This window comes from Parapedobacter soli (assembly GCF_025460835.1).
Lineage (GTDB): Bacteria > Bacteroidota > Bacteroidia > Sphingobacteriales > Sphingobacteriaceae > Parapedobacter > Parapedobacter soli.
Genome location: NZ_JAMXAY010000002.1, coordinates 113541 through 138609, shown reverse-complemented (window position 1 = coordinate 138609; position 25069 = coordinate 113541). Strand labels below are relative to the sequence as shown.

Sequence of the window (25069 nt, the reverse complement as noted above, 5' to 3'; positions counted from 1 at the left end):
GCTTTCATTCTTTGATTTACTGATAGTGACCACAACAACGAAACGAAAACTAAAATTGAATGTTATGTGGTGATTTGCTTTCATTCTTTGATTTACTGATAGTGACCACAACAACGAAACGAAAACTAAAATTGAATGTTATGTGGTGATTTGCTTTCATTCTTTGATTTACTGATATTGACCACAACAACGAAACGAAAACTAAAATTGAATGTTATGTTGTGATTTGCTTTCATTCTTTGATTTACTGATATTGACCACAACTACACCAATACAAATTTCCTGTTTGTAGCTGTTGTGATTTGCTTTCATTCTTTGATTTACTGATATTGACCACAACTTTGCAACGATGAAAGTAAAAATAGCGTACGTTGTGATTTGCTTTCATTCTTTGATTTACTGATATTGACCACAACCTGCACAAATGGAATAGGGTATTTGTTCACGTTGTGATTTGCTTTCATTCTTTGATTTACTGATATTGACCACAACTTCAATCTTTTCAAGCCCTATGCCGTAGCGTTGTGATTTGCTTTCATTCTTTGATTTACTGATATTGACCACAACTTTAAAAAGGTTGGTTATAATAACGGCCTTGTTGTGATTTGCTTTCATTCTTTGATTTACTGATATTGACCACAACTGTTTTCCCGTGTAAACGCTTCATTTTGGCGTTGTGATTTGCTTTCATTCTTTGATTTACTGATATTGACCACAACCAGATAGTGTATATGATTTTTTACCTAATAGTTGTGATTTGCTTTCATTCTTTGATTTACTGATATTGACCACAACGCGCTATTGCAACACGTTACGTGCAAGCCTGTTGTGATTTGCTTTCATTCTTTGATTTACTGATATTGACCACAACAAACTCCTGCATTCTCTTAGTGTCCTGCATGTTGTGATTTGCTTTCATTCTTTGATTTACTGATATTGACCACAACGAGCAATCTGCTTTTGCTTTGCTTGCGTGGGTTGTGATTTGCTTTCATTCTTTGATTTACTGATATTGACCACAACCTTTGTATTTTGATTTGTTTTTAGAAGATAGTTGTGATTTGCTTTCATTCTTTGATTTACTGATATTGACCACAACAAGTAAACAAATACTTGATGCAGTTCGATAGTTGTGATTTGCTTTCATTCTTTGATTTACTGATATTGACCACAACGTAGGCCAAAATCAGGATTTGGCCGCACGAGTTGTGATTTGCTTTCATTCTTTGATTTACTGATATTGACCACAACCGTTTCTACGTTTGTTATCTTATATATTCCGTTGTGATTTGCTTTCATTCTTTGATTTACTGATATTGACCACAACCTTGCTCTTTGTTCCATGCTAATCCTCTTGTTGTGATTTGCTTTCATTCTTTGATTTACTGATATTGACCACAACTACTGATTTTCATTTGCCCTTTGCATTTGGTTGTGATGTGCTTTCATTCTTTGATTTACTGATATTGACCACAACTACTGATTTTCATTTGCCCTTTGCATTTGGTTGTGATGTGCTTTCATTCTTTGATTTACTGATATTGACCACAACTACTGATTTTCATTTGCCCTTTGCATTTGGTTGTGATGTGCTTTCATTCTTTGATTTACTGATATTGACCACATCCGTTTCTACGTTTGTGATCTTATCTATTCCGTTGTGATTTGCTTTCATTCTTTGATTTACTGATATTGACCACAACGTGTAGTTCGTTGTTATCAATATCTTAGGGGTTGTGATTTGCTTTCATTCTTTGATTTACTGATATTGACCACAACTACTGATTTTCATTTGCCCTTTGCATTTGGTTGTGATTTGCTTTCATTCTTTGATTTACTGATATTGACCACAACATGATACGCTTATCGGCAGTCGCCGCCGTCGTTGTGATTTGCTTTCATTCTTTGATTTACTGATATTGACCACAACTTATGGTGTTTTATGTAGAAACAGAAACAAGATGTGATTTGCTTTCATTCTTTGATTTTCTGATATTGACCACAACTTATGGTGTTTTATGTAGAAACAGAAACAAGATGTGATTTGCTTTCATTCTTTGATTTTCTGATATTGACCACAACTTATGGTGTTTTATGTAGAAACAGAAACAAGATGTGATTTGCTTTCATTCTTTGATTTTCTGATATTGACCACAACTTATGGTGTTTTATGTAGAAACAGAAACAAGATGTGATTTGCTTTCATTCTTTGATTTACTGATATTGACCACAACCATCGCCTTTTTTTCTCCTGTTTCAATCTTGTTGTGATTTGCTTTCATTCTTTGATTTACTGATATTGACCACAACTTATGGTGTTTTAGGTAGAAACAGAAACTAGTTGTGATTTGCTTTCATTCTTTGATTTACTGATATTGACCACAACAAATTCTTGCTTGTAGTTGTAGAATATACCGTTGTGATTTGCTTTCATTCTTTGATTTACTGATATTGACCACAACTACTTTACTAATCAAAATGGTGATTATGAGGTTGTGATTTGCTTTCATTCTTTGATTTACTGATATTGACCACAACTCCATACATTTGAAAGTGCCATAGCATCTGGTTGTGATTTGCTTTCATTCTTTGATTTACTGATATTGACCACAACTAACTGACGCTTACCAAGTCAGGCTTGATGGTTGTGATTTGCTTTCATTCTTTGATTTACTGATATTGACCACAACTTTTTATAATAATAATATTTTTTGTGTATTGTTGTGATTTGCTTTCATTCTTTGATTTACTGATATTGACCACAACCAGTTTTGCCTTGTAGTATTTTGTCCTTTCGTTGTGATTTGCTTTCATTCTTTGATTTACTGATATTGACCACAACCGTAACCGGGTGCTCAAAAACTAAGTGGGTGTTGTGATTTGCTTTCATTCTTTGATTTACTGATATTGACCACAACAAAAACTTGTTGCTTTCTCGAGTTGTTTCTTGTGTTATTTGGTTTTATTCTTTGATTTACTGATATTGACCACAACAAAAACTTGTTGCTTTCTCGAGTTGTTTCTTGTGTTATTTGGTTTTATTCTTTGATTTACTGATATTGACCACAACAAAAACTTGTTGCTTTCTCGAGTTGTTTCTTGTGTTATTTGGTTTTATTCTTTGATTTACTGATATTGACCACAACCAGTTTTCCCTTGTAGTATTTGGTCCTTTCGTTGTGATTTGCTTTCATTCTTTGATTTACTGATATTGACCACAACAAAAACTTGTTGACATATCGACATTTAGATGTTGTGATTTGCTTTCATTCTTTGATTTACTGATATTGACCACAACTGCATGGGCGGTAGGCATCGATAAAACTCAGTTGTGATTTGCTTTCATTCTTAGATTTACTGATATTGACCACAACTGCATGGGCGGTAGGCATCGATAAAACTCAGTTGTGATTTGCTTTCATTCTTAGATTTACTGATATTGACCACAACTGCATGGGCGGTAGGCATCGATAAAACTCAGTTGTGATTTGCTTTCATTCTTAGATTTACTGATATTGACCACAACTGCATGGGCGGTAGGCATCGATAAAACTCAGTTGTGATTTGCTTTCATTCTTTGATTTACTGATATTGACCACAACTGCATGGTCGGTAGGCATCGATAAAACACAGTTGTGATTTGCTTTCATTCTTTGATTTACTGATATTGACCACAACTATCCCTTTGAGAAAACAGATAGTGTATAGTTGTGATTTGCTTTCATTCTTTGATTTACTGATATTGACCACAACTGATTGTTGTTACTTTCGTTCATTTTATTAGTTGTGATTTGCTTTCATTCTTTGATTTACTGATATTGACCACAACTATCCCTTTGAGAAAACAGATAGTGTATAGTTGTGATTTGCGTTCATTCTTTGATTTTCTGATATTGACCACAACTATCCCTTTGAGAAAACAGATAGTGTATAGTTGTGATTTGCGTTCATTCTTTGATTTTCTGATATTGACCACAACTATCCCTTTGAGAAAACAGATATTGTAGAGTTGTGATTTGCTTTGATTCTTTGATTTACTGCTATTGACCACAACTGACATCGGGGCGCAAGTGGGCAATCACAGGTGGTGATTTGCTTTCATTCTTTGATTTACTGATATTGACCACAACTGACATCGGGGCGCATGTGGGCAATCACAGGTTGTGATTTGCTTTCATTCTTTGATTTACTGATATTGACCACAACTTTAAAACCCCGAAAAGGGCGTATGGTCTTGTTGTGATTTGCTTTCATTCTTTGATTTACTGATATTGACCACAACCACAGAGGGGAACCGGCAGCGGATCATCTTGTTGTGATTTGCTTTCATTCTTTGATTTACTGATATTGACCACAACTATGTAAGTTGTTGACAATCAATAATATTGTTGTGATTTGCTTTCATTCTTTGATTTACTGATATTGACCACAACGTTTTGAATAATCTTCCGGTATATCATTAAGTTGTGATTTGCTTTCATTCTTTGATTTACTGATATTGACCACAACTATGTAAGTTGTTGACAATCAATAATATTGGTGTGATTTGCTTTCATTCTGTGATTTACTGATATTGACCACAACTATGTAAGTTGTTGACAATCAATAATATTGGTGTGATTTGCTTTCATTCTGTGATTTACTGATATTGACCACAACTATGTAAGTTGTTGACAATCAATAATATTGGTGTGATTTGCTTTCATTCTGTGATTTACTGATATTGACCACAACTATGTAAGTTGTTGACAATCAATAATATTGGTGTGATTTGCTTTCATTCTTTGATTTACTGATATTGACCACAACATCATATTATATCACTATTATTCTTACTAGTTGTGATTTGCTTTCATTCTTTGATTTACTGATATTGACCACAACCTAACTATTGAACAATTATAAAGTAATTCCGTTGTGATTTGCTTTCATTCTATGATTTACTGATATTGACCACAACCTAACTATTGAACAATTATAAAGTAATTCCGTTGTGATTTGCTTTCATTCTATGATTTACTGATATTGACCACAACCTAACTATTGAACAATTATAAAGTAATTCCGTTGTGATTTGCTTTCATTCTATGATTTACTGATATTGACCACAACCTAACTATTGAACAATTATAAAGTAATTCCGTTGTGATTTGCTTTCATTCTTTGATTTACTGATATTGACCACAACCTAACTATTGCACAATTAAAAAGTAATTCCGTTGTGATTTGCTTTCATTCTTTGATTTACTGATATTGACCACAACGGGTGGTTGGTTGGAGAAGTCGGAAGGGGTGTTGTGATTTGCTTTCATTCTTTGATTTACTGATATTGACCACAACACGTCCCGCTGAAACAAACTACTGGCAACTGTTGTGATTTGCTTTCATTCTTTGATTTACTGATATTGACCACAACGATTTTTGATTTTTAATTGCATTGTGTATGTTGTGATTTGCTTTCATTCTTTGATTTACTGATATTGACCACAACGGACGATTTAAGCGATTTAGATATAGAACTGTTGTGATTGGCTTTCATACTTTGATTTACTGATATAGACCACAACGGACGATTTAAGCGATTTAGATATAGAACTGTTGTGATTGGCTTTCATACTTTGATTTACTGATATAGACCACAACGGACGATTTAAGCTATTTAGATATTGAAGTGTTGTGATTTGCTTTCATACTTTTTTTTACTGATATTGACCACAACAACGGACTGAAGACCGTTTTAAAATATAGTGTTGGGATTTGCTTTCATTCTTTGATTTACTGATATTGACCACAACAACGGACGGCAGACCGTATTATACTATAGTGTTGTGATTTGCTTTCATTCTTTGATTTACTGATATTGACCACAACGGACGATTTAAGCGATTTAGATATTGAACTGTTGTGATTTGCTTTCATTCTTTGATTTACTGATATTGACCACAACCCAGAGCAAGTTTTTTTAAAGTACGAGTGTGTTGTGATTTGCTTTCATTCTTTGATTTACTGATATTGACCACAACCGCGAACTCGACGATTTGCGCCCACGTTTCGTTGTGATTTGCTTTCATTCTTTGATTTACTGATATTGACCACAACGGCTTCGGCTAGCTTATCTGATTCCTCTTTGTTGTGATTTGCTTTCATTCTTTGATTTACTGATATTGACCACAACAAGCCGTCTGTTTTCACAGTTAAAGATATTGTTGTGATTTGCTTTCATTCTTTGATTTACTGATATTGACCACAACTTGATAGTCATCACGGTGTTTACCAGCCGAGTTGTGATTTGCTTTCATTCTTTGATTGACTGATATTGACCACAACTTGATAGTCATCACGGTGTTTACCAGCCGAGTTGTGATTTGCTTTCATTCTTTGATTGACTGATATTGACCACAACTTGATAGTCATCACGGTGTTTACCAGCCGAGTTGTGATTTGCTTTCATTCTTTGATTGACTGATATTGACCACAACTTGATAGTCATCACGGTGTTTACCAGCCGAGTTGTGATTTGCTTTCATTCTTTGATTTACTGATATTGACCACAACTTGATAGTCATCACGGTGTTTACCAGCCTAGTTGTGATTTGCTTTCATTCTTTGATTTACTGATATTGACCACAACGAATCAATGGCTCTTTTAGTAGGTCGCGGGGTTGTGATTTGCTTTCATTCTTTGATTTACTGATATTGACCACAACCCGCGTTTCTCGCCGGCGGTGCAACCAGCAGTTGTGATTTGCTTTCATTCTTTGATTTACTGATATTGACCACAACATGCCATACATTTTCTTTTGTAACTCCATCGTTGTGATTTGCTTTCATTCTTTGATTTACTGATATTGACCACAACTATTTCCTGTTATTACCGCATTAGTTACTAGTTGTGATTTGCTTTCATTCTTTGATTTACTGATATTGACCACAACTGAATCGTACTCCTCTCTTTCTTTTATATAGTTGTGATTTGCTTTCATTCTTTGATTTACTGATATTGACCACAACATGATCTCAATAATTAAACCTCGCCAATTAGTTGTGATTTGCTTTCATTCTTTGATTTACTGATATTGACCACAACGAATCAATGGCTCTTTTAGTAGGTCCCCCGGTTGTGATTTGCTTTCATTCTTTGATTTACTGATATTGACCACAACATACCTCAAAGGATTTATTTGTATATCAGTTAATTAAAACAAAATTTAGAAATAAAAAATCCAAGCGGAGATTGCTTGGATTTTTTATTGATAGGTTAGTTTTCCGATTGTATTTTGAAACATGCACCTCCCTTTTTGTTACAAAACACCTTATGTGGAAAACTTTTTATTTTTTTTCGAACCATGCAGGACTAGGGGCTCTATTAGTTTAAAATAATTCCAATTGCTGCGGTGTATCCGGCCGCTTCCCAATTTCTTTCCCCACAAACAGTTCAATATCACCAAACTGTTTATCTGTTATGGTTAATATCCCTACGTGTCCTTTTCTCGGAAGCAACCGTTTAACCCGTTTGATATGGACATCGGCATTTTCGCGGCTGTTGCAGTGCCGCAGATATATCGAAAACTGGAACATCGTAAATCCATCCTGCATAATATCCTTACGGAATCGTGCATGGGCGGCCCTATCTTTTTTCGTCTCTGTGGGCAGATCAAAAAAAACTAATATCCACAAAACCCGATATTGATTTAAACGGTCCACTATACCACTGCTATATAGTAGGGTAATTGATTTTACGTGATACTCCCTCAAAGCATCGAGCAAGCGATGCTGTTGTTCGCGACATTCCAACCAAAAGCGGGCTTGTCATATCATCAAACTTAACGTCTACCTGCGGCACCCTTAATAAGCGCGTTTTCAGTTCTGTGTTTAACTCATGGTACGTCCCATCCTCCGCAACAATATCATAAACAATACGGTCCACAAATGGCCGATACGGCTCCATGATATCATCGGCCAAACAATATGCATTATACTTATTGCGATGAAATATCCCCAAGGTCGGCAATAACCCCGAAGAAACCAAACTACGCGCCACTACTGCCCGCAGAATCGCATATCCATAATTCAATAAATTGTTTGGCGGCTCTCCTGCCCTATTCCGATTGAAATCCAGGTATTGGCTAAAGATATTTTGCCAATAGTAAGCGGCGGCACGGCCTTCATAATTATCAGGATCGCCGGATTTGACCGATTTTGACCAACGATACATATTGTCTGTAGCTATTCCAAGGTCCTCCAATACGCGTGCTTGGTTATATATTTTTTGCTGAATCGTTTGTTGCCAGAGTTGCTTCTTCAACGGAAGGGATGCCTCAATTTGAAACCGAAACCGTTCGGCTTGGGTATTTCCCCCATCCAACGGCAGAATCAATCCGGTTGGCATATGACTGGAGTCGCAAGAAATCAACGCCACATTATTTTGCACCAAAGCCGCTATGCAACCGTGGGAAATGGTAATCTGTTGGTTTTCCAACACTACTACACCAATATCTTCAATTGGGACTGTTCTATTATCCTTGTCCTTGTCCGGAAAAGAAATTACGAGCTGCTTATCCTTATGGCTTAAGTAAGCTGGATTGGAAAACATGAGGGTACGCTTGATCATGTCATCGGCTGTTTATGAGTTGAGTGATAAGTTTTATCATCAGATTCTTTCCCGCCGGATCACTTTGTATGTGTCTGGCTCTCGCACCAGTTCCATTATACCGCTGTTATTAATTTCGCCAATAATCCGAGGCCCCTCGTAGTACCGGAAGCCCCGCACAAAGCTCTGGAGCCAGTAAATCCGCTCGTATTGCTTCACTAGTTCCAACGGCAAGGCAGCAATCCCGTACAGGCCAATCAGGTTTTTGAGGAAGGAAGAGCGGGTCATCATGGCTTTTATTAATATTCCCCAACACTTACAATATCTCCTAAATGATTGATACGCACCTTAACAATATTTTTTAAAGGAGGTAAACTTTTTAATTGCTGAAAAGTAATGCCTTGAAGTTCTTTCTTATCGTTTAATAAGGCTTCTAGATGATGCCTAAACTTAAAGTCTCTAACAGTATTGTTTCCATACTGAACTATGGAAAGTGTCTGGACCCTGAACAGATTCGGGCTGATTAATTTCTTGTTTTTTGGATCCAACAAATCAATTTCAGTCGGGATAAACCCGGAGCTCTTATTCGGAAAGACAAACATTTCGTTTTGCTTCATGGTAAAGAGAAACTGCCAACCTAAATGCTGATTGTAGGTTTTGTCGATTATTGGTAAACCTTGGTTCACTCGTTCCACCGCTTCAAAGAATGACACAACTTTTTCCTGTAAATTCCCATTTTCATCCTGATAAATCGCTACGTGATGATTATTCCCTGTGCTTACAAAATCGGCTGGGATTTGCTTTCCATTTTCATCTAAAATGTCGTTACCGAAATGGTCCTTTTTATAATGCAAAGGCTCCGCGTTTTTCACTCCCGAAACCCGAATACGTTTTATGGTAATTCCATTTTCTTTGTTGAGATAAATCGGGTTTTTATCCAAATCAGTAAAGGCCTTTTTGGCATCGCCACCAAATTCTTTCAAACGATTTTTCAAAATTTTCTTTATTCCTTCGTCTAAAATTTTCTCGATGGATTTTTCGTCTTTAAAGTTTTCTGGGGTTACATCCTTTCGGATAGAATAATCTTCCTCTAACCAAACCAACTTCACAGTCTCAGGCACTTTGATATCGTTTTCCAGACTGATGTATATTGCCGTTTTGTTTAGCGATTTTTTTCCTGAAAAAGCTTTCTTAGGGTCGTTTCCATTCTCGGCTAATCGTTGAAGCAAAGCGGCTTTATAAGTTGGATTGGCAACTTTTTCAATCGTTTCCAAATCAAATTTGGCACTTACCTTCTCTTCTTTACTTTGGTAAAAACGATACTTTCCGTAAACCGTTTCTTTGTGAAGCTGACCACGTGGTGTCAACGTGATTTGTGCGTTTTCTTTTCCTGAAATTTTATTCTTGTTTTTGGTCACGACCTTATTCTTCGCTTTGTGTGAAATCAACACATTTTCCAAATGCTCTTTGGCTACCTTGCGGAAGTTTGGAATAGGTTCTTTAAAAACTCTCTTCTTATTTCCGTTGTCGTCTATTTTAACCTCTGTTTCAAGGGTTTCAATAGCAATAATATTACCATGTAACTTATGGCTTTCATTTTTGCGGGCATTCAAATAATTCAAATACTGAATATGATTATGTTTGGTAAAAGCTACTGTTAACGCATCCATTGCGTGGTGTCGATGATCATTTCGTTTCGTCCAATCTTTAATAACTTCGACCTGATGCCCATTGCTGCGTTCTTGAATTTCTGTTAGTCCAAGTGATTTATATTTAGGCAAATTGAGTTCTTTCATCACATTGATCAAATCCCAATCCTCGCGTAATCTGTCCGTAATGCTGCCCGAAGTAGAAACGACTGACCTCGTTACTTTGAACAACAACTCTTTCGCTTTCTTGGCAATGTATTGGCTTTCACGCAAATCCCTCTCGATAAATCCGTCCCCGATTTCGGTTTCTTGTTTCAAGAGTTTTTGGTATTTAGCTTTGGAAATACCCTCTTCTTTGTTCTTTTGGTAAGCATCATACAAAGACTTTATTCTGTCCTCGAAATCTTCTGTACTGCCGTATTTAGATTTGATGTAGTCAAAAGCCGTTTTGTTGCCTTTATCTAAATTAGTCTGGCGATATACGACCGTTTTATTGGAAAAGCTATCATCAAATAATCGGGATTGTGGTATGATGTGGTCAATATCAATCTGCTTGCTGAATAATATTTCCCTGGGAATATAGGTGTCGGTATATAAATCCTTGTAACCTCTATTTTTCAATTCCTCATACAATCGAAAGCGAATGATGTCGTTTCGGGTTGGGTTTTTAATACCAAATTCATTTTGAAGAATTTTAAATATTTTTTCGTGAGCCAGCTTCGCAGCATTAATACTTGTGGTCATTTCTGCTCGCTCCGCAGCATTTTTCTTGAGCTCACGCGCCAATTCAATTCGGATTTCATCAAATTTGAAATACTTCGTAATGTTGCCGTTTTCATTCCGTTCGCTATTTTTCTCGATTAAAGCATTGACGACGTTAATCATCTGATTGAGAATTTTTTCAACCACAGGCTGGCGTAAACTGTTCTTTTTCAGTAGTTCCAATTTGTCCTCTAAAACTCTATCTTTCAACTCTCCCTTAGTCAAAGAATGTTTGGAATGTCGATAACCGGCTATCTCACAAGCCGTGCTATAATTATTTTCCCGAATGTGCGGATAAATCTTACGCATCGCTTTGCTGGACAGGTTTCCATAGTCGTCGACAAGGCCAACATTTGCCAAAATCTGTGCATGCTCACGCTTAAATCCGAATTTCTTCGCTAATAATTCATACAACTTCTCATTACCACTGAGCGAATCGTCGCCTTCGTACGAATACAACAAATGCCACAATTGATACGATGGTTGTTGTTCAAAAGCTTTGCCGTCTGCCTCTGCGTCAAAATCAAGAATTTCGGCATCAATTTTATTGGTTTTAAAAATATCCCGCACCATATTTTTAATTTCAATAGCCGGAACTTTCAAATCATCCAACTCAACTTCATCTTTATTCGACTTGACTTTCAGCAAATCCCTTACGTCATAGCCTTCGATATCCAGAATTTTGAGATAAGCTTCGTATAAAGATTTATTGGTTCGATTTCCTTCCAATTGGGTATAATTCAGCTCCCATTCATTAGAGCTCAACCCCAAAATTTCCAAACAGTTTTTAGCCGATAAATTGCCTTTTAAGTTCAACTCTTCGAACAGTTTTTCTTTCGCTTCTAAATCAAGTGAGAAAATTTCTTTTTCTTCCTCGAATAAAGAATGTTGGTTTTGCGCTTTGGCAACTCTTTTTCGACTTCCCTTTTTACGCACCAAAACATTATTCAAGTTCTGCCAAATTTTAAATTCCTGAAACAAAGGAGACGATTTTGGCGCCACACGAGCCCCAATTGTTTTCTTTGCACCGTCAATGACAACTTCCTTGCTTTCCAATTCACAAAAGCTAATCAGTCCTTTTTGGGATTTGAGCTTGCGTTGGTAAAAGATGATGATATCACGAATTTCCTTTTTCAGTTCATTGGTTAATTCCGAATGAAATTTGGCTTGCGTTTCCCATATCGTTTCAAACTCATCCAAATAATCTTGTCGATAAAACACCTGATTTTTTAAACGTGTATGCGGATTTTTCTTCAATTGCTGATACAGATACTGCCCAACCGTTTGCTTGTTGAAATAAAGTTCTTTGCTTCGGTCGGAAATCGCGCCCAGATAACCGCTCGAACTGTTTAGGTTGTTGTTAATTTCGGTCAATGCGTATGCAACCTCCTCTTTTTCTAATTGCTTAAATGTGGCTTCACTTCGCCATTTATATGCCTGAAGTTTTTTCTCGCCACGACTTCCTTTATTTTCCGCAGTGTTAAATCCATACTTCGTATAAAACATTGCAGAAGTTGCACGTTGCCCCTTGCCTTGCAGTTCTTTATAAAATTCATCGATAAGAATTTCCGGATAAAATTGTTTTTGGAAGTTCCATACTTTATCAAATTCAGCTTGTAAGTCTGAACGGTAAAAATCCGGAATGGATTTTTTACCTTCTTTCAGTAATTCATAAGCCAACTGCCCCGGCGTCAGGTTTTCTTCATACAATCGTTTAGCGATAGCCATCCCGTCGATGGCTTGTCCTTCGTCCTCATTTTTAGCTTTACGTGAACTTTTATAGCCACGCTTTTTGTTGATAGCCAATAAAATTCTGGCGAAATCCTCTTTTTCAACCTGCTCGGAAACCGCCTTTGCGCGCAAAGCCCAAGTTTGATGCGTGGTGTTTTTTCCATCTTCCGCCAGATGAGTTTCGGCATTAATTAGATTGGCATTCTGCAAAACCTCTATCAGATTTTTTCTTCTGTCTTGATAACGATCTAAATTTCTTCTAGCACCGCGTTTAAGCGTTCTTTCTGCATTGATAGAAAATGGCTTTCCTTTTTCAAAATTGGTTTGCTCATCGACAGTAAGTGAATTTACCCGAACACCAATTTGTTTTATTTCCGAATTGTTTCGGTCTTCGCTTTCCACTACGTGCGCAAAGCCGATTGAAGCTACGCCAAGATCTAGGCCGAGTATTTGTTTAGTATTCATAATCGCGAGTGTTATTTAGCAGTCTATATCGAAGCAAATATATCGAAAATATTAAATTTATAAAAACTCACTATAATCTATAAGTAATAGTGTACCTTTACTGTTCACTATAATCTTCCGCCATTTTGAGATTATAGTGTTGTGATTTGCTTTTAAGGTTGCTCGATTTATCGGGTAACCTTTTTCTTTGAAGATTTAAGGATTAATAAACGTTTCCTTTTTGGTGCAGCCAACGTTATTCGTCCCTAAATCCAGTCCTAAAATTCGTTTTATCATATCGGTTTATTTTGTTTGTTATATAATATATTCTGAAAGGTTTCAGACTAATTTTTGTTTCTCCGTTTGCATAACCCAAATTATATGTTATCTTTGACGCCGAAAGCAAATCACAATAAGGATTATTCCGTTGTGAAAACATTTGGATTGCCTCTTGTCCACAACCAGGAGGCATGTTTTTACCCAAATGTTTCATGAGTGCCATAAAAAAAGCAATACATTACGAATAAAACATTCAGCGCCTCGACTATCTTCGGGGCTTTTTTATTTCCTCCCAACCCCGAGTATATGACCTATCCTGCGATTCCCTAACAGAAAACCCAAAGACATGAAGCCTCGAATCAGTTGCGCAATTCATAACGATAGCTTAGTGATGATATGACTACAAAATAATAAGGTTACATATCCTCAGGTTTTTAATTGGAGTGCAATATACCATATTTTTCTTAAAAAATAGTATACCTTTTCACTGCATTTAATAATGGGCTTGCTTGATCGTGTGTGAATCAAAACAAGCTACTTCCCCCAAATTAAGAAAGTGCCGGTGGAGGAGGCGGACTGCCAGCCGGCCGGGTCCTATCTTCTGGCAAGGGAATGAATTCCTCGTTGTCGGTGGGGGGTAATTCGAAACGGCCTCGTTTCCAGTCTTCTTTGGCCTGTTCAATCCGGTCTCTGTTTGAATGGACAAAATTCCACCAAATAAAACGCTCTCCTAACGGCTCGCCTCCCAAAAGCATGAGGGTTGTCGCTTCCTGTGCCACGATGAGGGGATCGACACCTTTGGTAAAGACCATCATCTGTCCGGGACCATATCGGTGGCCGGCTACCTCCACAGAACCTTTCACTACATACAGTCCCCTTTCGGAATGTTCCATGGGAAGGGCCAAAGGGGTGCCTTTGTCCAGCTTGACATGTAGGTAAAACAACGGGGAATGGGTGTTTACATCGCTTTTCAAACCATAGGCATTACCCGCGATGAGTCGCATCCAGATGCCTTTGTCGGTAAATACAGGCAATTCTTCGGGTTTGTAATTGCGGAAAGAAGGATTGGTCTCTTCGTATTTCTCCGGAAGGGCCACCCAGGTCTGTATCATTTCCAGTCCGCCTTTAAGAATGCCCGGGTCCTCAAACCGTTCTGAATGGGAGATGCCTCTTCCGGCTGTCATCCAATTGACCTCTCCGGGACGAATGATCTGCTCTACACCCAGACTGTCCCGATGCATGACCTGCCCTCCAAATAGGTAACTGACAGTGGACAAGCCAATATGGGGATGAGGCAATACGTCTATATCATTAGCCTCACGCAATACGGCTTCTTCTATGGGCCCTGCATGATCCATAAAGATAAAAGGGCCTACCATACGTTTCTTACGAAAGGGTAAGATGCGCCTTACATCCATCTCAGGGGATAAGGCAGCTATTCTTGCGTCGATAACGAGTTCTAGCATAAACGGTAGTTTGCAACAAGTTACAGAATAACTTTTCACATTCCAAAAAATTAATGAAGAATGCAACCAATCATACGGCACGGATCTCGCCTCGCTTTCCCACCGGGGGGGGGTAGGCTACAAGCTAAGAGGAAATCAATTACCAGCACCTATGCCATTATTTCCCCGGCACAAAAAGTAGTTTGTATTGTATTTATAACATTTTATAGAAAATAGATACAAATGGGAGCCGAAATGCTATACTGTGAGCAAATAGTTGGTGCTCCTTCCTCCGGCTTCGTCCTTGACCAGTATCCCCTTTATGACCAAGTTTTGTATATCGCGTGTAGCCGTATCCTGCGAACACTTGGCAATTTTTGCCCATTTAGAAGATGTCAGCTTGCCTTCAAAGCCATCCATTAATTTATTCAACATTAATCGTTGCCGGTCATTGAACGTTTGTGCTACCGGCATCATCCAAAGTTTAGCTTTGCGCATTACCGAAGCCAGCACCACATCCGAAGCATCGATTGCACGCCCCAGACATTTCAAAAACCATGTTAACCATTCCGTGATATCCAAATCACCCGATTGGGTTTTCTCCAATACCGAATAATAGTGTTTCCGCTCCTGCCGGATTTGGCCCGACATACTGTAGAAACGTTGGGGGCTGCCGTCTGCCCGTGCCAGCTGCATGTCCGCTATCGCCCTTGATATCCGTCCGTTACCATCCTCGAATGGGTGTATGGTCACAAACCAAAAATGGGCAACCGCGGCCTTTAGCATTGGATCGATGGCAACGTCGCTGTTGAACCATGTTAAAAAACGCCCCATCTCTACCGGCAATTTATCGCTATCGGGTGCCTGGAAATGCACCTTCTCCCTGCCCATCGCCCCTGACACCACCTGCATGGGATCGTCCTTGGTATTCTTGCGCCAATCGCCTACCACAATACGATACATACTGCTGCGACCGGTGGGAAACAATGCCGCATGCCAGCCAAACAATCGTTCTTCATCCAATGGTTGGTCATATCGTTGCGTAGCATCGAGCATCATCTCCACCACACCATCAACATGCCGACCCGAAGGCACTAAGCCAACAATATCCAGCCCGAGGCGACGGGCAATGGAAGACCGTACCTGATCGATATCCAGCATCTCCCCTTCGATTTCACTGGACTTAACCACATCTTGGGTCAGGATCTGCAATACCGCTTCCTCCTTCAAGTCGAAACCCAGGTGTTCCATATACCCCAAAAGCTTCCCCTGTTTAAAGCGTACCGCTGCCAAGAGCGAGGCTATTTCGTCCGCATTCCATGTAAAATCAGGCCAGTGATGTAATTGATGGATATACATTCTCCGCAAATTATACGGCAAATATAAACAACAATCTCCGCATCCAAAAGTTATACCCCGCAATATATGCGGAGATAAGACACTTATTCCCCGCATCGAATTGCGAACACACTGCGTTCGCAATCGGGAATACACCTCCCATACTGAAGCGTTTCAGTTACCGATTATCCAAGAAAACAGCCGTACGCGTCATTTTTAATTTCAGTCAACAATTTATGTAGCTCAGTGCTTTCCGGTCGTGGCTCATAAGCCTCCCATTTTCCAGATGCGCGCGTCCAATAGAGCTTCCAGATTTTAGATGACTTCACAAAACGAAGCTTAGCAAAGGGTAATTCTAAGATTCTCGTCGGATCATTCCATTGCGGTCTGATTTCAGACAACAAAGCTGTTTGTCCATCCCAAGAACAACCAAAATCCAATTTCTTACGAGTTTCCTCGTCTGCTGGCCGTAGCGATTCTATAAAGCCCCTTAATCGAACTTCGACCATTGAAATTAGTCCAGTTTGGTCTGCCACCGCCAATAAATTCAACACTTGTCCGGTGACTTGCGGGGTGATCACTTCCGAAGCCGGAAAGGTCATGCGGATAAAGTTGTCCATAAAGCGGAAACATTCCCTGGCGTAGCTTTCCAAAATCCTTGGCACGCCCGAACCAAGCTGCTAACGTGCCGCGTATTGGCGATGGGCGGGATTTTTAGCACTGAACCATAATCGAAGAACAGAAGTTGAATTTTGCACTTCCGTTGATACGAAGCCGTTCAGCCCGCCTATTGCCAATACGATGTTGGCGGTTCGTTGTTTTGTTTCTCAGTTTGTCTCTGTGTAATTTTTAAAGTTATTCAAAATCGCTTGCCAGCCTTGTTGTTGCATTTCCACCGGATTTTGTGTTTCAGGGTCAAATGTTACAGTAACTTTGGTTTGTCCATTTTGTTCATTGAATACAACCGACGCTTGTCGCCCACCAAATTCATAGACGAAACTTTCGCCTTCGTGAATTTCTGTATAAACGGCTTCAAAGTCAAAACCAAAACTACCGTCTTTGGCTTCCATTCTTGCATTGTAAATGCCACCAACTTTCATATCGTTAGTAGCTGTCGGGCAATGCCAACTTGGGTCGGCAAAATTCCAATTTACGATGTGGGTCGGATTGGTGTAGTAGTCCCAAACTTTCTTTACGTCTGCATTTATGGTTGCAGTTACTGTTATTTTATTGTCCATATTTGTTTTTAAGTTAATTGTTTATGCCTTTCGTTGTTTATTCCAAAGTCCAAGCTCTGATGTTATGAAGTCTTTTGCTCCGTCAACGCCTGTCAATTCAAGCCACGCTTCACGTTTGTCGCCACTAACAGAAAGTCCGAAAGTGAAAAAGTCGCAACACATTCTTTCTGTTTTTATGAAATCTGTCAGTTCGTCCAAAACTTCATCTGTTCCTCTGAACTTAAAAGCGTAACCGTCTTTCAGTTCTTTTTTGTCAAGAATTTGCTGTTTCAGACTTGCGATAACAGTTTCTTTTCGTTTTTGAAGTTCGGGCGTTGTCAGTTTGCAACTTAGTTCCCTTGTCTTGTTTTGGGCTTTGCAGTTGTCGCTACAAGTAGAAGTCGTTGTTTCGTTGTTGGCTGTCATTGTCTTGTTATTCGTTGTTGATTTGTCAGAGTTGTTACACGCTGTCAAAGTCAAAATTATCAAAGTCAAAAATGTCGTTATTTTGCTTATCTTATTTCTGTCGTTAAATGTTTGCACGTTCGCCCGTTACAATGACCGCTAACTCTCAAATATACACAATGATCTTCTATATGCAAGGGTGTCAAGTGTCATCCCATTACCCTCTATAATTAGTTGTTTTTAAACGTCTTGCTTTGGTAATATCAGATTTTGGACGTTGCGTATTTTGTATACTTTCTTAGATTTGCTTTGGAGGATAATACAAAATACGCAGTATGGAAGGTGTTGGTTTTTCGGTTTTTGATTTTCGGGAAGGTAGACACAAGGATGCCGCAGTCATTTGGATAGATTTCAATACGACCGAGCAAAGATTGATTTGGTCAAACCATCATATATTTGTTTTCTTTGACCCGATTGAAAACTTTTGTACTAGGCGATATCCACTGAGCGGCGAAGGCGCTTGAGTAGTGCCTCGAACGGTCTGGCTTCGATAAGAAAAATGACGCGCTGATTCAGCTGGGCGATGTCGTAGACCGGCACGATAAGGTGTTCGAGTGCGTCGAGATCTTGCTCCAGGAAGACAATCTGATTACCCTTAAGGGCAATCACGACGATTGGTTTGCCGATTTCCTGCGGACAGAGTCCATCCGCGTGATTGGATTTATGGTGGCATAGACACGGTCAAATCTTACCTCAGGCATGCAGGGAAAGTGGAGGTATTTCACGAGGAGGGTGAGGGTTTCTCAACCAATTTAGTCGCTTCGGATATACCTGCGACGCACCGGGAGTCTTTTGCGCAGCAGCAACCTTATTACAGCTGAGCATAACCGTTGTTTTGTGCACGGCGGCTTCAGCCGGCAGCATCCCATGCACCAACAGCATCCCGGGATGCTACCGCTTATGAACATAAACCGGTGCTTCGGGTCGATTTCGTAGCACCAACTCGCAGTTCCGTAGCACTAACTCGTGGCTCTGTAGTACTAACTCTCGGCTCCGTAGCATTAGCATGCAACTCCATGGTAATAGCTTGCGGCTCCGTAGCACTAACTCGTGGCGCCCTAGTACTAACTCGTGGCTCCGTAGCGCTAACTCCTGGCGCCGTAGAGCTAGCTTGCAGCTCCGTGGCACTAACTCGTGGCGCCCTAGTACTAACTCGTGGCTCCGTAGCGCTAACTCCTGGCGCCGTAGAGCTAGCTTGCAGCTCCGTGGCACTAACTCGTGGCGCCCTAGTACTAACTCGTGGCTCCGTAGCGCTAACTCCTGGCGCCGTAGCACTAGCTTGCGGCTCCGTAGTACTAACTCGTGGCGCCGTAGTGCTAGCTTGCAGCTCCGTGGCACTAACTCGTGGCGCCCTAGCACTAACTCGTGGCGCCCTAGCACTAGCTTGCAGCTCCGCAGTGCTAACTTGTGGCTCCATAATACTAGCATGCAACTCCGTAGTGCTAGCTTGTGGTTCAGTAGTGCTAACTTGTGGCTCAGTAGTATTAGCTTGCGGTGCAGTAGTACTAAGCAGCCGGCCCGAAGTGCTAGCCAGGCCACGGCTAGTACTACGAAATCATACAAATCCTCGAAATTTCGGCGTTTGACTGGGTATCGCGGTGGAACCTAATTGCTCAAGATTAAAAAAATCAACATTTCAAAATAGGGCCGTGTTTGGTGCTTTGGCCAGATTCTCCACCTCTACGCAGCAGAATATCCCTATTTACCGATGCAAAAAGTATTATTAATTGATTTTCAGATAATTAAAATTAAAAAGATACAAATAGCGGACAAATACTTAGAATACTTGCGACATTTTTTTTGCTTTCAGTATTTTATCGATGGCAGTGTATCGGGGAGCCTGAGGAGCAAGCCCCTTTTTGTCTTTATCAAGCGGTATAGGGTTAATCGATTGGGCTTTGTCCTTGAAATATAGGATATATTTATTCGTGTCTTTCCATTTTTCAATAGAAGCCACTTCTGCATAATGTGTAATAGCCGAAACGGGTGCTACCTGATAAGCAGCAACGTATTTTATTTTATCGAGCATGGATGCATTGATGCGAATGGCATACCAGCAATTATTATTGAGAAATTCTTGTTCAAAGCCTTCTTCACGAGCAGCCACCACCACTGTATTCAATTCTTCAGGTTTTAAGTTTGTTTTCGGCGATTCTGCCAATTCCCTTATTTCAGCATTAAAAGGTGTGAATTTATGTATTGTTTCATTCCCATGTTTAAAGGTTTGAAACTCGATAATATCGGTATCCATAGTTAGCTGGCTCAGCACATTTTCTAAATCCGGTGTACTTTGGTCAATAATCACAATCGCAGCTACAGGCTTTTCAAAAATGATACTCTCCAAAAAATCATCGATGTTCCGATAGCCTGCTTTAATAAGGCTTTTCTCGGCTATTGAAAGTTTTTCTGAATCTGCCATTAAATGTTCAAGCAAGAAAGTCTTGATTTTTCGCCCGCTGGCTTTGTAGGAAATGGCGAATTTGAGTAGCTGTGAACCAATGTGTTTGTAGGGGTCGTGACTTGAAAGCTCATTTTCTATGATGTACAGGCGAGGTTCTGCCTCAAAAGAAAAGTCTATTAAATAACCATCCGGGATGGTAATAATGCTATCGCCAATTCGTTTCTTAATATCTATGTAAATACTACTACTACCAAAAATATGACCGGCCTGTTCAACAATCACCTGCTCAAATTCTTGCTCTTTGCCATATTCATAGTAGCTATATGTTTTACCATTTTGTACCAGTCTTTCCATTATCATTTGTTATTTTACTGTAACTCCCAATGCCCAGACCTATCTCCACCTACACGTTTTAAGATGTTCCTTTCGCGTAAACTCCGTATATGTTTATCTATAGCAGTCGTGCTGATCCCGATATTTTCAGCCATATCCTTTTTGGATATTTTAGGATTAATCTTAATCAGTTCTACTATTTTCCGTTGACTTTCTACCAACCCATCTACCAACCCATCTACCAACCCATCTACCAACCCATCTACCAACCCACCTTGTCGAATAATTTCTTCCGATGCCGGAAATGTCATACGAATAAAATTCCCCATAAACCGAAAGCATTCCTTTCCATAACTCTCCAAAATCCGTGGCACTCCCGACCCAAGCTGCTCCACCAATTCCAAATCCCGATACACGCGCATCAATTCCCGATTCCTTGGAATGGAAACCCCATCAAAAAAATCATCTTCATTGAGGCCCTCCGGCAAAGTGCCTGCCGAAGTGATTTCAATACGGTCGGCAAAAATCTCGAATTTGGGTGGCACCTCACGGGTAAAGTCGTTATGCACAATCGAATTTATCACGGCCTCGCGGATGGCCACCGGATTCCAAAGCCTGCGGTCTATCCGTTCTTTGGACGTAATCTGCGTTGCCGTCCGGTTTTCCAATTCAATCTTATCCAATACGCTTTTCGTGGCTTTTATGAGCGAACAATAACCGTATTCGTTGTTTTCAATGAGGTCTACCCGATTCGTACCCCTATATTTCGCCACCTTGATAGAAACACCGTTTTCGTCGGCCAATAGGTAGGCTGCGTAATTAAGCGCACCGTCTTCGGTGAGCAACTCCAAACTTTTCTTGAATTGGTTGTTGAGCGGCTTGCGCTTTTCCTCATAATAAATACGAAGCTGCTCAAAGGTCAAATCCTGTCGGTTCGACCGGATTTTGCCGATGGAATTGCGGGTACGGGTCGCGAATAGTTTATCAATCATCGCCTGCGGCATTGGCTCCGCTGCTGTACCGATACGGATGAAGCAACCTTTCTCGGTCATCCCATATTTCTTTTTGAAGTACGGCTTTTCGCTGCCACTGGCCACGGTGATTTTGACAATCTCCTTGCCCTCGCGTTCCTCCACCACCACGTCAAACAAACCCATGGCCGATGGGGAAATATTGTTTTTGATACGGTCTTTGATTTTAAGCGCATCGCCGTCCGCATCTGCAACACCCACTACTTTGCCTGTCTTATCTATACCGACATAAATCATACCGCCCTCGTAGTAATTCAAAAAGGCAATGACCTCCTTTTCAATATCCACGTCGGTATGGAGCTCGCGTTTGTATTCTATACGGTTGGTTTCGGGCATTATATATTCAGTTAAATCTCGCTAATCTCCTTTTCAATAGGCTTGTATTTGTCTTTTACTTCCTCCCCCATATAAAAGTCAAGCAAATCGCCTTTGCTTAAAACACCCTCTTGCAGAAACTTTTTCAGATACCGTTGATTAAACTCCATCAACAACAAGCTTTTTTCTAATTGCTGCAAAATTCGTTTATTGTTTTCAATATTCGTTTCCACCAACGTTCGTATTTGTAGCAACTCGTTTATATCTTTTACAATACGATTTACAATAGCAGCCAACAGGTTCTTGTCCAATTCCACATTCCCAGCATTCAATGCGATGTCCCTCGCCAACATATAGGCTATTGCCAGATTGGAATAATCTCCCTTTTGTGAATTGATAATAGCTACGAAACCTACGCCGGGAATGTATCCCACATTGTCGAAGGCCTTGAGTATCGAGTTATCTACCAATGAAATATCAAACACAATCAAACTCACCTTGGCATCACGATTCACTTCAGCTTCCAGCAATTGGCTCCATGCGGTATCCACCCTCCGGGTAAAAACGTCCTTCGCCTCTATTGGCCCTAACTTTATGCTTTTATCAAACTTACACTCGATGACTATTTTCAAATCACTTCGGCCATCAACTTCACATACGATATCCCCTGTTTTATTACGAGGGAGGTTTCCAATCGAATTCCCCGTCAACATAGCTTTATCTCTCAAGCGTTTATCTGCGAAATAATCATTCAGGAATGCTGCAATTTCATCTTCCGCCAACACTCCTTTGATTGTTGATTTATAGAACAACTCTTTCTTCATTTCGAAAATCATCTTAAGACTCTCTAGCTCAGTACCCAATTCATTACTGGTCTTTGAAAGGAACGCTGAAATACGATCTTCCATCATGGCCAGCACTCCTATATAAATGGCGCGGATGAGTTTGTTGTCCCGCTCAGAAGCTGGTAAATTGTTGAAGTAATTAAATACCACCTGATTTTCGATTTCGAAACCAGATATTTCGATTCGTTGAAGCTGCTGGTTAAGTGATATCGTAGCCATATATTGATCAACTATATATTATTTTAATTTTTTCAGAAAGCGTCTCTTCGATGATAAATTCATCCGATGCAACATGGTCTATAGCAACAAAGGCCTTGTTCTTGCTACTTTTTCCCCTCAACCCAATTTCCTCCTCAATATCGTTGACTAAAACTACCGATCCCCCCAAAGCTGGGTCTACACAATCTTCAATCAATTTAGATTTCCTATCCGCAGAGTCCTTATCACCCTTAGTTTTGTGTTCCTGATGATCTTTATCATAAACACATGTATATGAGATTTTGAAACCATTCAATAGCTTAACGTATTGGGGGATGTTATCTTTACCACCACAATCAATCAATGTGAAATCATATTTAAACACCCCTAATTTGCGCGCTAATAAAGGAATAACCGATTTATCTGTAGGGCCTTCCACTAATATTACCTTTTTTGCAAAAAACAATTCACCTCGCTCCGGATTGATCCAATAGCTAAGATTAAAATTCTTATGTTGTTCTCCATCGGCAAATAGTTCTTCAGTACATTGAAGAACTTTTGTTCCGGTGGGTAAATCATTTTTCTTCACGATACAAATTGACCTATAGTAATCAAGACTAATAAAGGAACTTGAATGTGTGCATAGGATAATTTGGCTCTCTTCTTTTGAGAGTGTTACTAATGAATCGAATAGTTCTTTCTGAGCCTGTGGATGCAAAAACAGTTCTGGCTCTTCAAAAATAAAATAAGCTGATTTGGAGCCTTTCCTGCCAGTAACAACGGTCGTATCCTCACTGCTGCCAACCTTATCCTCCTCTTTCAACATTTTCGTCCATGCCCGTATTAAAGCAAATATAAGTGCTCTTTGAAGCCCATGCCCTTTTCGGTCAATATCTGTTCTTACCCCATCATCGATCCAAACACTCGCACCTAATTTGAAAATTTCATCAACATTCGGCGGCTCAATTTGTATATCTATCTTTGAATTCCAAGACTTCAGTTCATCGTCAAGCAAATTTTCCAACATCGACAATTCTTGTGGTCTATTAGGGTTAGGCTGCTCATCTTCGGTTGTTTTATTCAATACTTTTGACAACTCCCTAATCTGCCGTTTTGCTTCTTTATAATTTTCATCTGTTTCTGCTATTTTGCTAATGACACGTGAATATAATTGACCAAACAAGGAATTACCTTTGGGGGACAACTCATCCGCGGCTTTCTTAATCGATGGGATAAAAAACACATCGCCCAAACTACCTTTGGCTACGTTTTTGACTCCCAAAAAATTTGATGATTCAAGCGTGTAACTAAATGAAATGTTGCCTATATGAGCATCAATATACTGTTTTTGGGCAGTTATAAAAACTTCTTTCGTAAGCCTTCCACTTTCAGGTAATAAATCATATAAAGGAAGTTCCTTCGCTTTTTCCCTCGAAGTATATTCCGAGGCCTTGCTCTCTTTCAACCATTCCTCTTCAGGTTCTTCCAAATAACCATGATAAGAAAACGCACCTCCTTTTGTTGCTGTTTTCCGTACCTTAATTGTATTGGAAGCCGTTACATATTTTTGAAACGTTACTCTTTCGCTGTCCGTCAATTCGTCAAACTCGACCTCGATCCATAATTCAGAATTGCCTTGATTAAAGTCCAAATCTTGCAGCCCTATTTCACCAAAGAAAAACAGGATAGCACTCAGAATGTTAGATTTCCCATGGTTATTCTGGCCAATAAAAATCATTAATTCGTTGAACTCAATACCCGTATTAACGATTGATCGCCAATTGTTAATCTCAATATGCTTTATTTTCATTATCCAACCTGACGATATCGGTAACCAGCTTTCTTTATATTCCTATCAAAGTACTGACCATGGGAACCGGCTCCCATCAATCCATGGTACACTGATTCTGGCACGCTGTAATACTGATAAACCCCTCCGTGGTTAAATTCAATTTCCAAAATTTCGTTTTCGGGATCATAACCAACTGAAGCGAGGTTTGATGAATATACTGGTTGTCTTTTCATT

The 25069-nt window shown here is 39.6% G+C and carries 16 protein-coding genes and 1 CRISPR repeat array (1 of these 17 running past the window's edge); of the genes, 1 reads left to right on the top strand and 15 read right to left on the bottom strand.

The window, feature by feature from the left end; genetic code table 11:
- Positions 1 to 7163: a CRISPR direct-repeat array (repeat unit 46 nt; unit sequence GTTGTGATTTGCTTTCATTCTTTGATTTACTGATATTGACCACAAC) (it extends 3340 nt beyond the left edge of the window).
- A 208-nt stretch (positions 7164 to 7371) separates the two neighbouring features.
- The 10 genes from cas2 to NGM62_RS01620 form a co-directional block, all read right to left on the bottom strand.
- Entirely contained in the window at positions 7372 to 7677 is a 306-nt protein-coding gene (gene cas2, locus NGM62_RS01665) for a CRISPR-associated endonuclease Cas2 (RefSeq protein ID WP_262245450.1), read from the bottom strand.
- Positions 7678 to 7714: 37 nt separating this feature from the next.
- Complete coding sequence (gene cas1, locus NGM62_RS01660; RefSeq protein WP_262245449.1) at positions 7715 to 8611, bottom strand: type II CRISPR-associated endonuclease Cas1; 897 nt, start codon at positions 8609 to 8611, stop codon at positions 7715 to 7717.
- A 39-nt stretch (positions 8612 to 8650) separates the two neighbouring features.
- Entirely contained in the window at positions 8651 to 8881 is a 231-nt protein-coding gene (locus NGM62_RS01655; RefSeq protein WP_262245448.1) for a hypothetical protein, read from the bottom strand.
- Positions 8882 to 8889: 8 nt separating this feature from the next.
- Positions 8890 to 13197, bottom strand: a complete 4308-nt coding sequence (gene cas9, locus NGM62_RS01650; protein ID WP_262245447.1) for a type II CRISPR RNA-guided endonuclease Cas9 — start codon at positions 13195 to 13197, stop codon at positions 8890 to 8892.
- An 806-nt stretch (positions 13198 to 14003) separates the two neighbouring features.
- Positions 14004 to 14921 (bottom strand): pirin family protein, encoded by a 918-nt coding sequence (locus tag NGM62_RS01645; protein ID WP_262245446.1) that lies wholly within the window; start codon positions 14919 to 14921, stop codon positions 14004 to 14006.
- Between the two features lie 237 nt (positions 14922 to 15158).
- On the bottom strand, positions 15159 to 16259 hold the full coding sequence (locus tag NGM62_RS01640; RefSeq protein ID WP_262245445.1) for a Fic family protein: 1101 nt from the start codon (positions 16257 to 16259) through the stop codon (positions 15159 to 15161).
- Between the two features lie 164 nt (positions 16260 to 16423).
- Positions 16424 to 16858 carry a DUF3024 domain-containing protein gene (locus tag NGM62_RS01635; protein WP_262245444.1) on the bottom strand — a complete coding sequence of 145 codons (435 nt, stop codon included), beginning with the start codon at positions 16856 to 16858 and terminating at the stop codon, positions 16424 to 16426.
- A 207-nt stretch (positions 16859 to 17065) separates the two neighbouring features.
- Entirely contained in the window at positions 17066 to 17476 is a 411-nt protein-coding gene (locus NGM62_RS01630) for an SRPBCC family protein (RefSeq protein ID WP_262245443.1), read from the bottom strand.
- Between the two features lie 21 nt (positions 17477 to 17497).
- Positions 17498 to 17881 carry a hypothetical protein gene (locus NGM62_RS01625; RefSeq protein ID WP_262245442.1) on the bottom strand — a complete coding sequence of 128 codons (384 nt, stop codon included), beginning with the start codon at positions 17879 to 17881 and terminating at the stop codon, positions 17498 to 17500.
- Between the two features lie 468 nt (positions 17882 to 18349).
- Positions 18350 to 18529, bottom strand: a complete 180-nt coding sequence (locus tag NGM62_RS01620; RefSeq protein ID WP_262245441.1) for a hypothetical protein — start codon at positions 18527 to 18529, stop codon at positions 18350 to 18352.
- Here NGM62_RS01620 and NGM62_RS22145 point away from each other — a divergent pair.
- Complete coding sequence (locus NGM62_RS22145; protein ID WP_390936168.1) at positions 18467 to 18595, top strand: hypothetical protein; 129 nt, start codon at positions 18467 to 18469, stop codon at positions 18593 to 18595. The genes NGM62_RS01620 and NGM62_RS22145 overlap by 63 nt on opposite strands.
- Positions 18596 to 19697: 1102 nt before the next feature.
- On the opposite strand, the gene NGM62_RS01615 is transcribed toward NGM62_RS22145, so the two are convergent.
- The 5 genes from NGM62_RS01615 to NGM62_RS01595 are packed head-to-tail and all read right to left on the bottom strand — an operon-like array spanning position 19698 to position 25068.
- Positions 19698 to 20675 carry a hypothetical protein gene (locus tag NGM62_RS01615; protein ID WP_262245440.1) on the bottom strand — a complete coding sequence of 326 codons (978 nt, stop codon included), beginning with the start codon at positions 20673 to 20675 and terminating at the stop codon, positions 19698 to 19700.
- A gap of 14 nt (positions 20676 to 20689) precedes the next feature.
- A complete protein-coding gene (locus NGM62_RS01610) occupies positions 20690 to 22021 on the bottom strand; it encodes an RNA-binding domain-containing protein (protein ID WP_262245439.1) in 1332 nt (443 codons plus the stop codon).
- Between the two features lie 11 nt (positions 22022 to 22032).
- On the bottom strand, positions 22033 to 23064 hold the full coding sequence (locus NGM62_RS01605) for a hypothetical protein (RefSeq protein ID WP_262245438.1): 1032 nt from the start codon (positions 23062 to 23064) through the stop codon (positions 22033 to 22035).
- 7 nt (positions 23065 to 23071) lie between these two features.
- Positions 23072 to 24853 carry an ATP-dependent nuclease gene (locus tag NGM62_RS01600; protein ID WP_262245437.1) on the bottom strand — a complete coding sequence of 594 codons (1782 nt, stop codon included), beginning with the start codon at positions 24851 to 24853 and terminating at the stop codon, positions 23072 to 23074.
- Entirely contained in the window at positions 24853 to 25068 is a 216-nt protein-coding gene (locus tag NGM62_RS01595) for a KTSC domain-containing protein (protein ID WP_262245436.1), read from the bottom strand. The genes NGM62_RS01600 and NGM62_RS01595 overlap by 1 nt, the downstream gene beginning before the upstream one ends.
- Position 25069: the final 1 nt, after the last annotated feature.

Excerpts from the sequence above, each read along its gene's own strand:
- cas1 (WP_262245449.1), bottom strand. The coding sequence starts at position 8,611 with ATGATCAAGCGTACCCTCATGTTTTCCAATCCAGCTTACTTAAGCCAT.
- NGM62_RS01655 (WP_262245448.1), bottom strand. The coding sequence starts at position 8,881 with ATGATGACCCGCTCTTCCTTCCTCAAAAACCTGATTGGCCTGTACGGG.
- cas9 (WP_262245447.1), bottom strand. The coding sequence starts at position 13,197 with ATGAATACTAAACAAATACTCGGCCTAGATCTTGGCGTAGCTTCAATC.
- NGM62_RS01645 (WP_262245446.1), bottom strand. The coding sequence starts at position 14,921 with ATGCTAGAACTCGTTATCGACGCAAGAATAGCTGCCTTATCCCCTGAG.
- NGM62_RS01640 (WP_262245445.1), bottom strand. The coding sequence starts at position 16,259 with ATGTATATCCATCAATTACATCACTGGCCTGATTTTACATGGAATGCG.
- NGM62_RS01635 (WP_262245444.1), bottom strand. The coding sequence starts at position 16,858 with ATGGACAACTTTATCCGCATGACCTTTCCGGCTTCGGAAGTGATCACC.
- NGM62_RS01630 (WP_262245443.1), bottom strand. The coding sequence starts at position 17,476 with ATGGACAATAAAATAACAGTAACTGCAACCATAAATGCAGACGTAAAG.
- NGM62_RS01625 (WP_262245442.1), bottom strand. The coding sequence starts at position 17,881 with ATGACAGCCAACAACGAAACAACGACTTCTACTTGTAGCGACAACTGC.
- NGM62_RS01615 (WP_262245440.1), bottom strand. The coding sequence starts at position 20,675 with ATGGAAAGACTGGTACAAAATGGTAAAACATATAGCTACTATGAATAT.
- NGM62_RS01610 (WP_262245439.1), bottom strand. The coding sequence starts at position 22,021 with ATGCCCGAAACCAACCGTATAGAATACAAACGCGAGCTCCATACCGAC.
- NGM62_RS01605 (WP_262245438.1), bottom strand. The coding sequence starts at position 23,064 with ATGGCTACGATATCACTTAACCAGCAGCTTCAACGAATCGAAATATCT.
- NGM62_RS01600 (WP_262245437.1), bottom strand. The coding sequence starts at position 24,853 with ATGAAAATAAAGCATATTGAGATTAACAATTGGCGATCAATCGTTAAT.
- NGM62_RS01595 (WP_262245436.1), bottom strand. The coding sequence starts at position 25,068 with ATGAAAAGACAACCAGTATATTCATCAAACCTCGCTTCAGTTGGTTAT.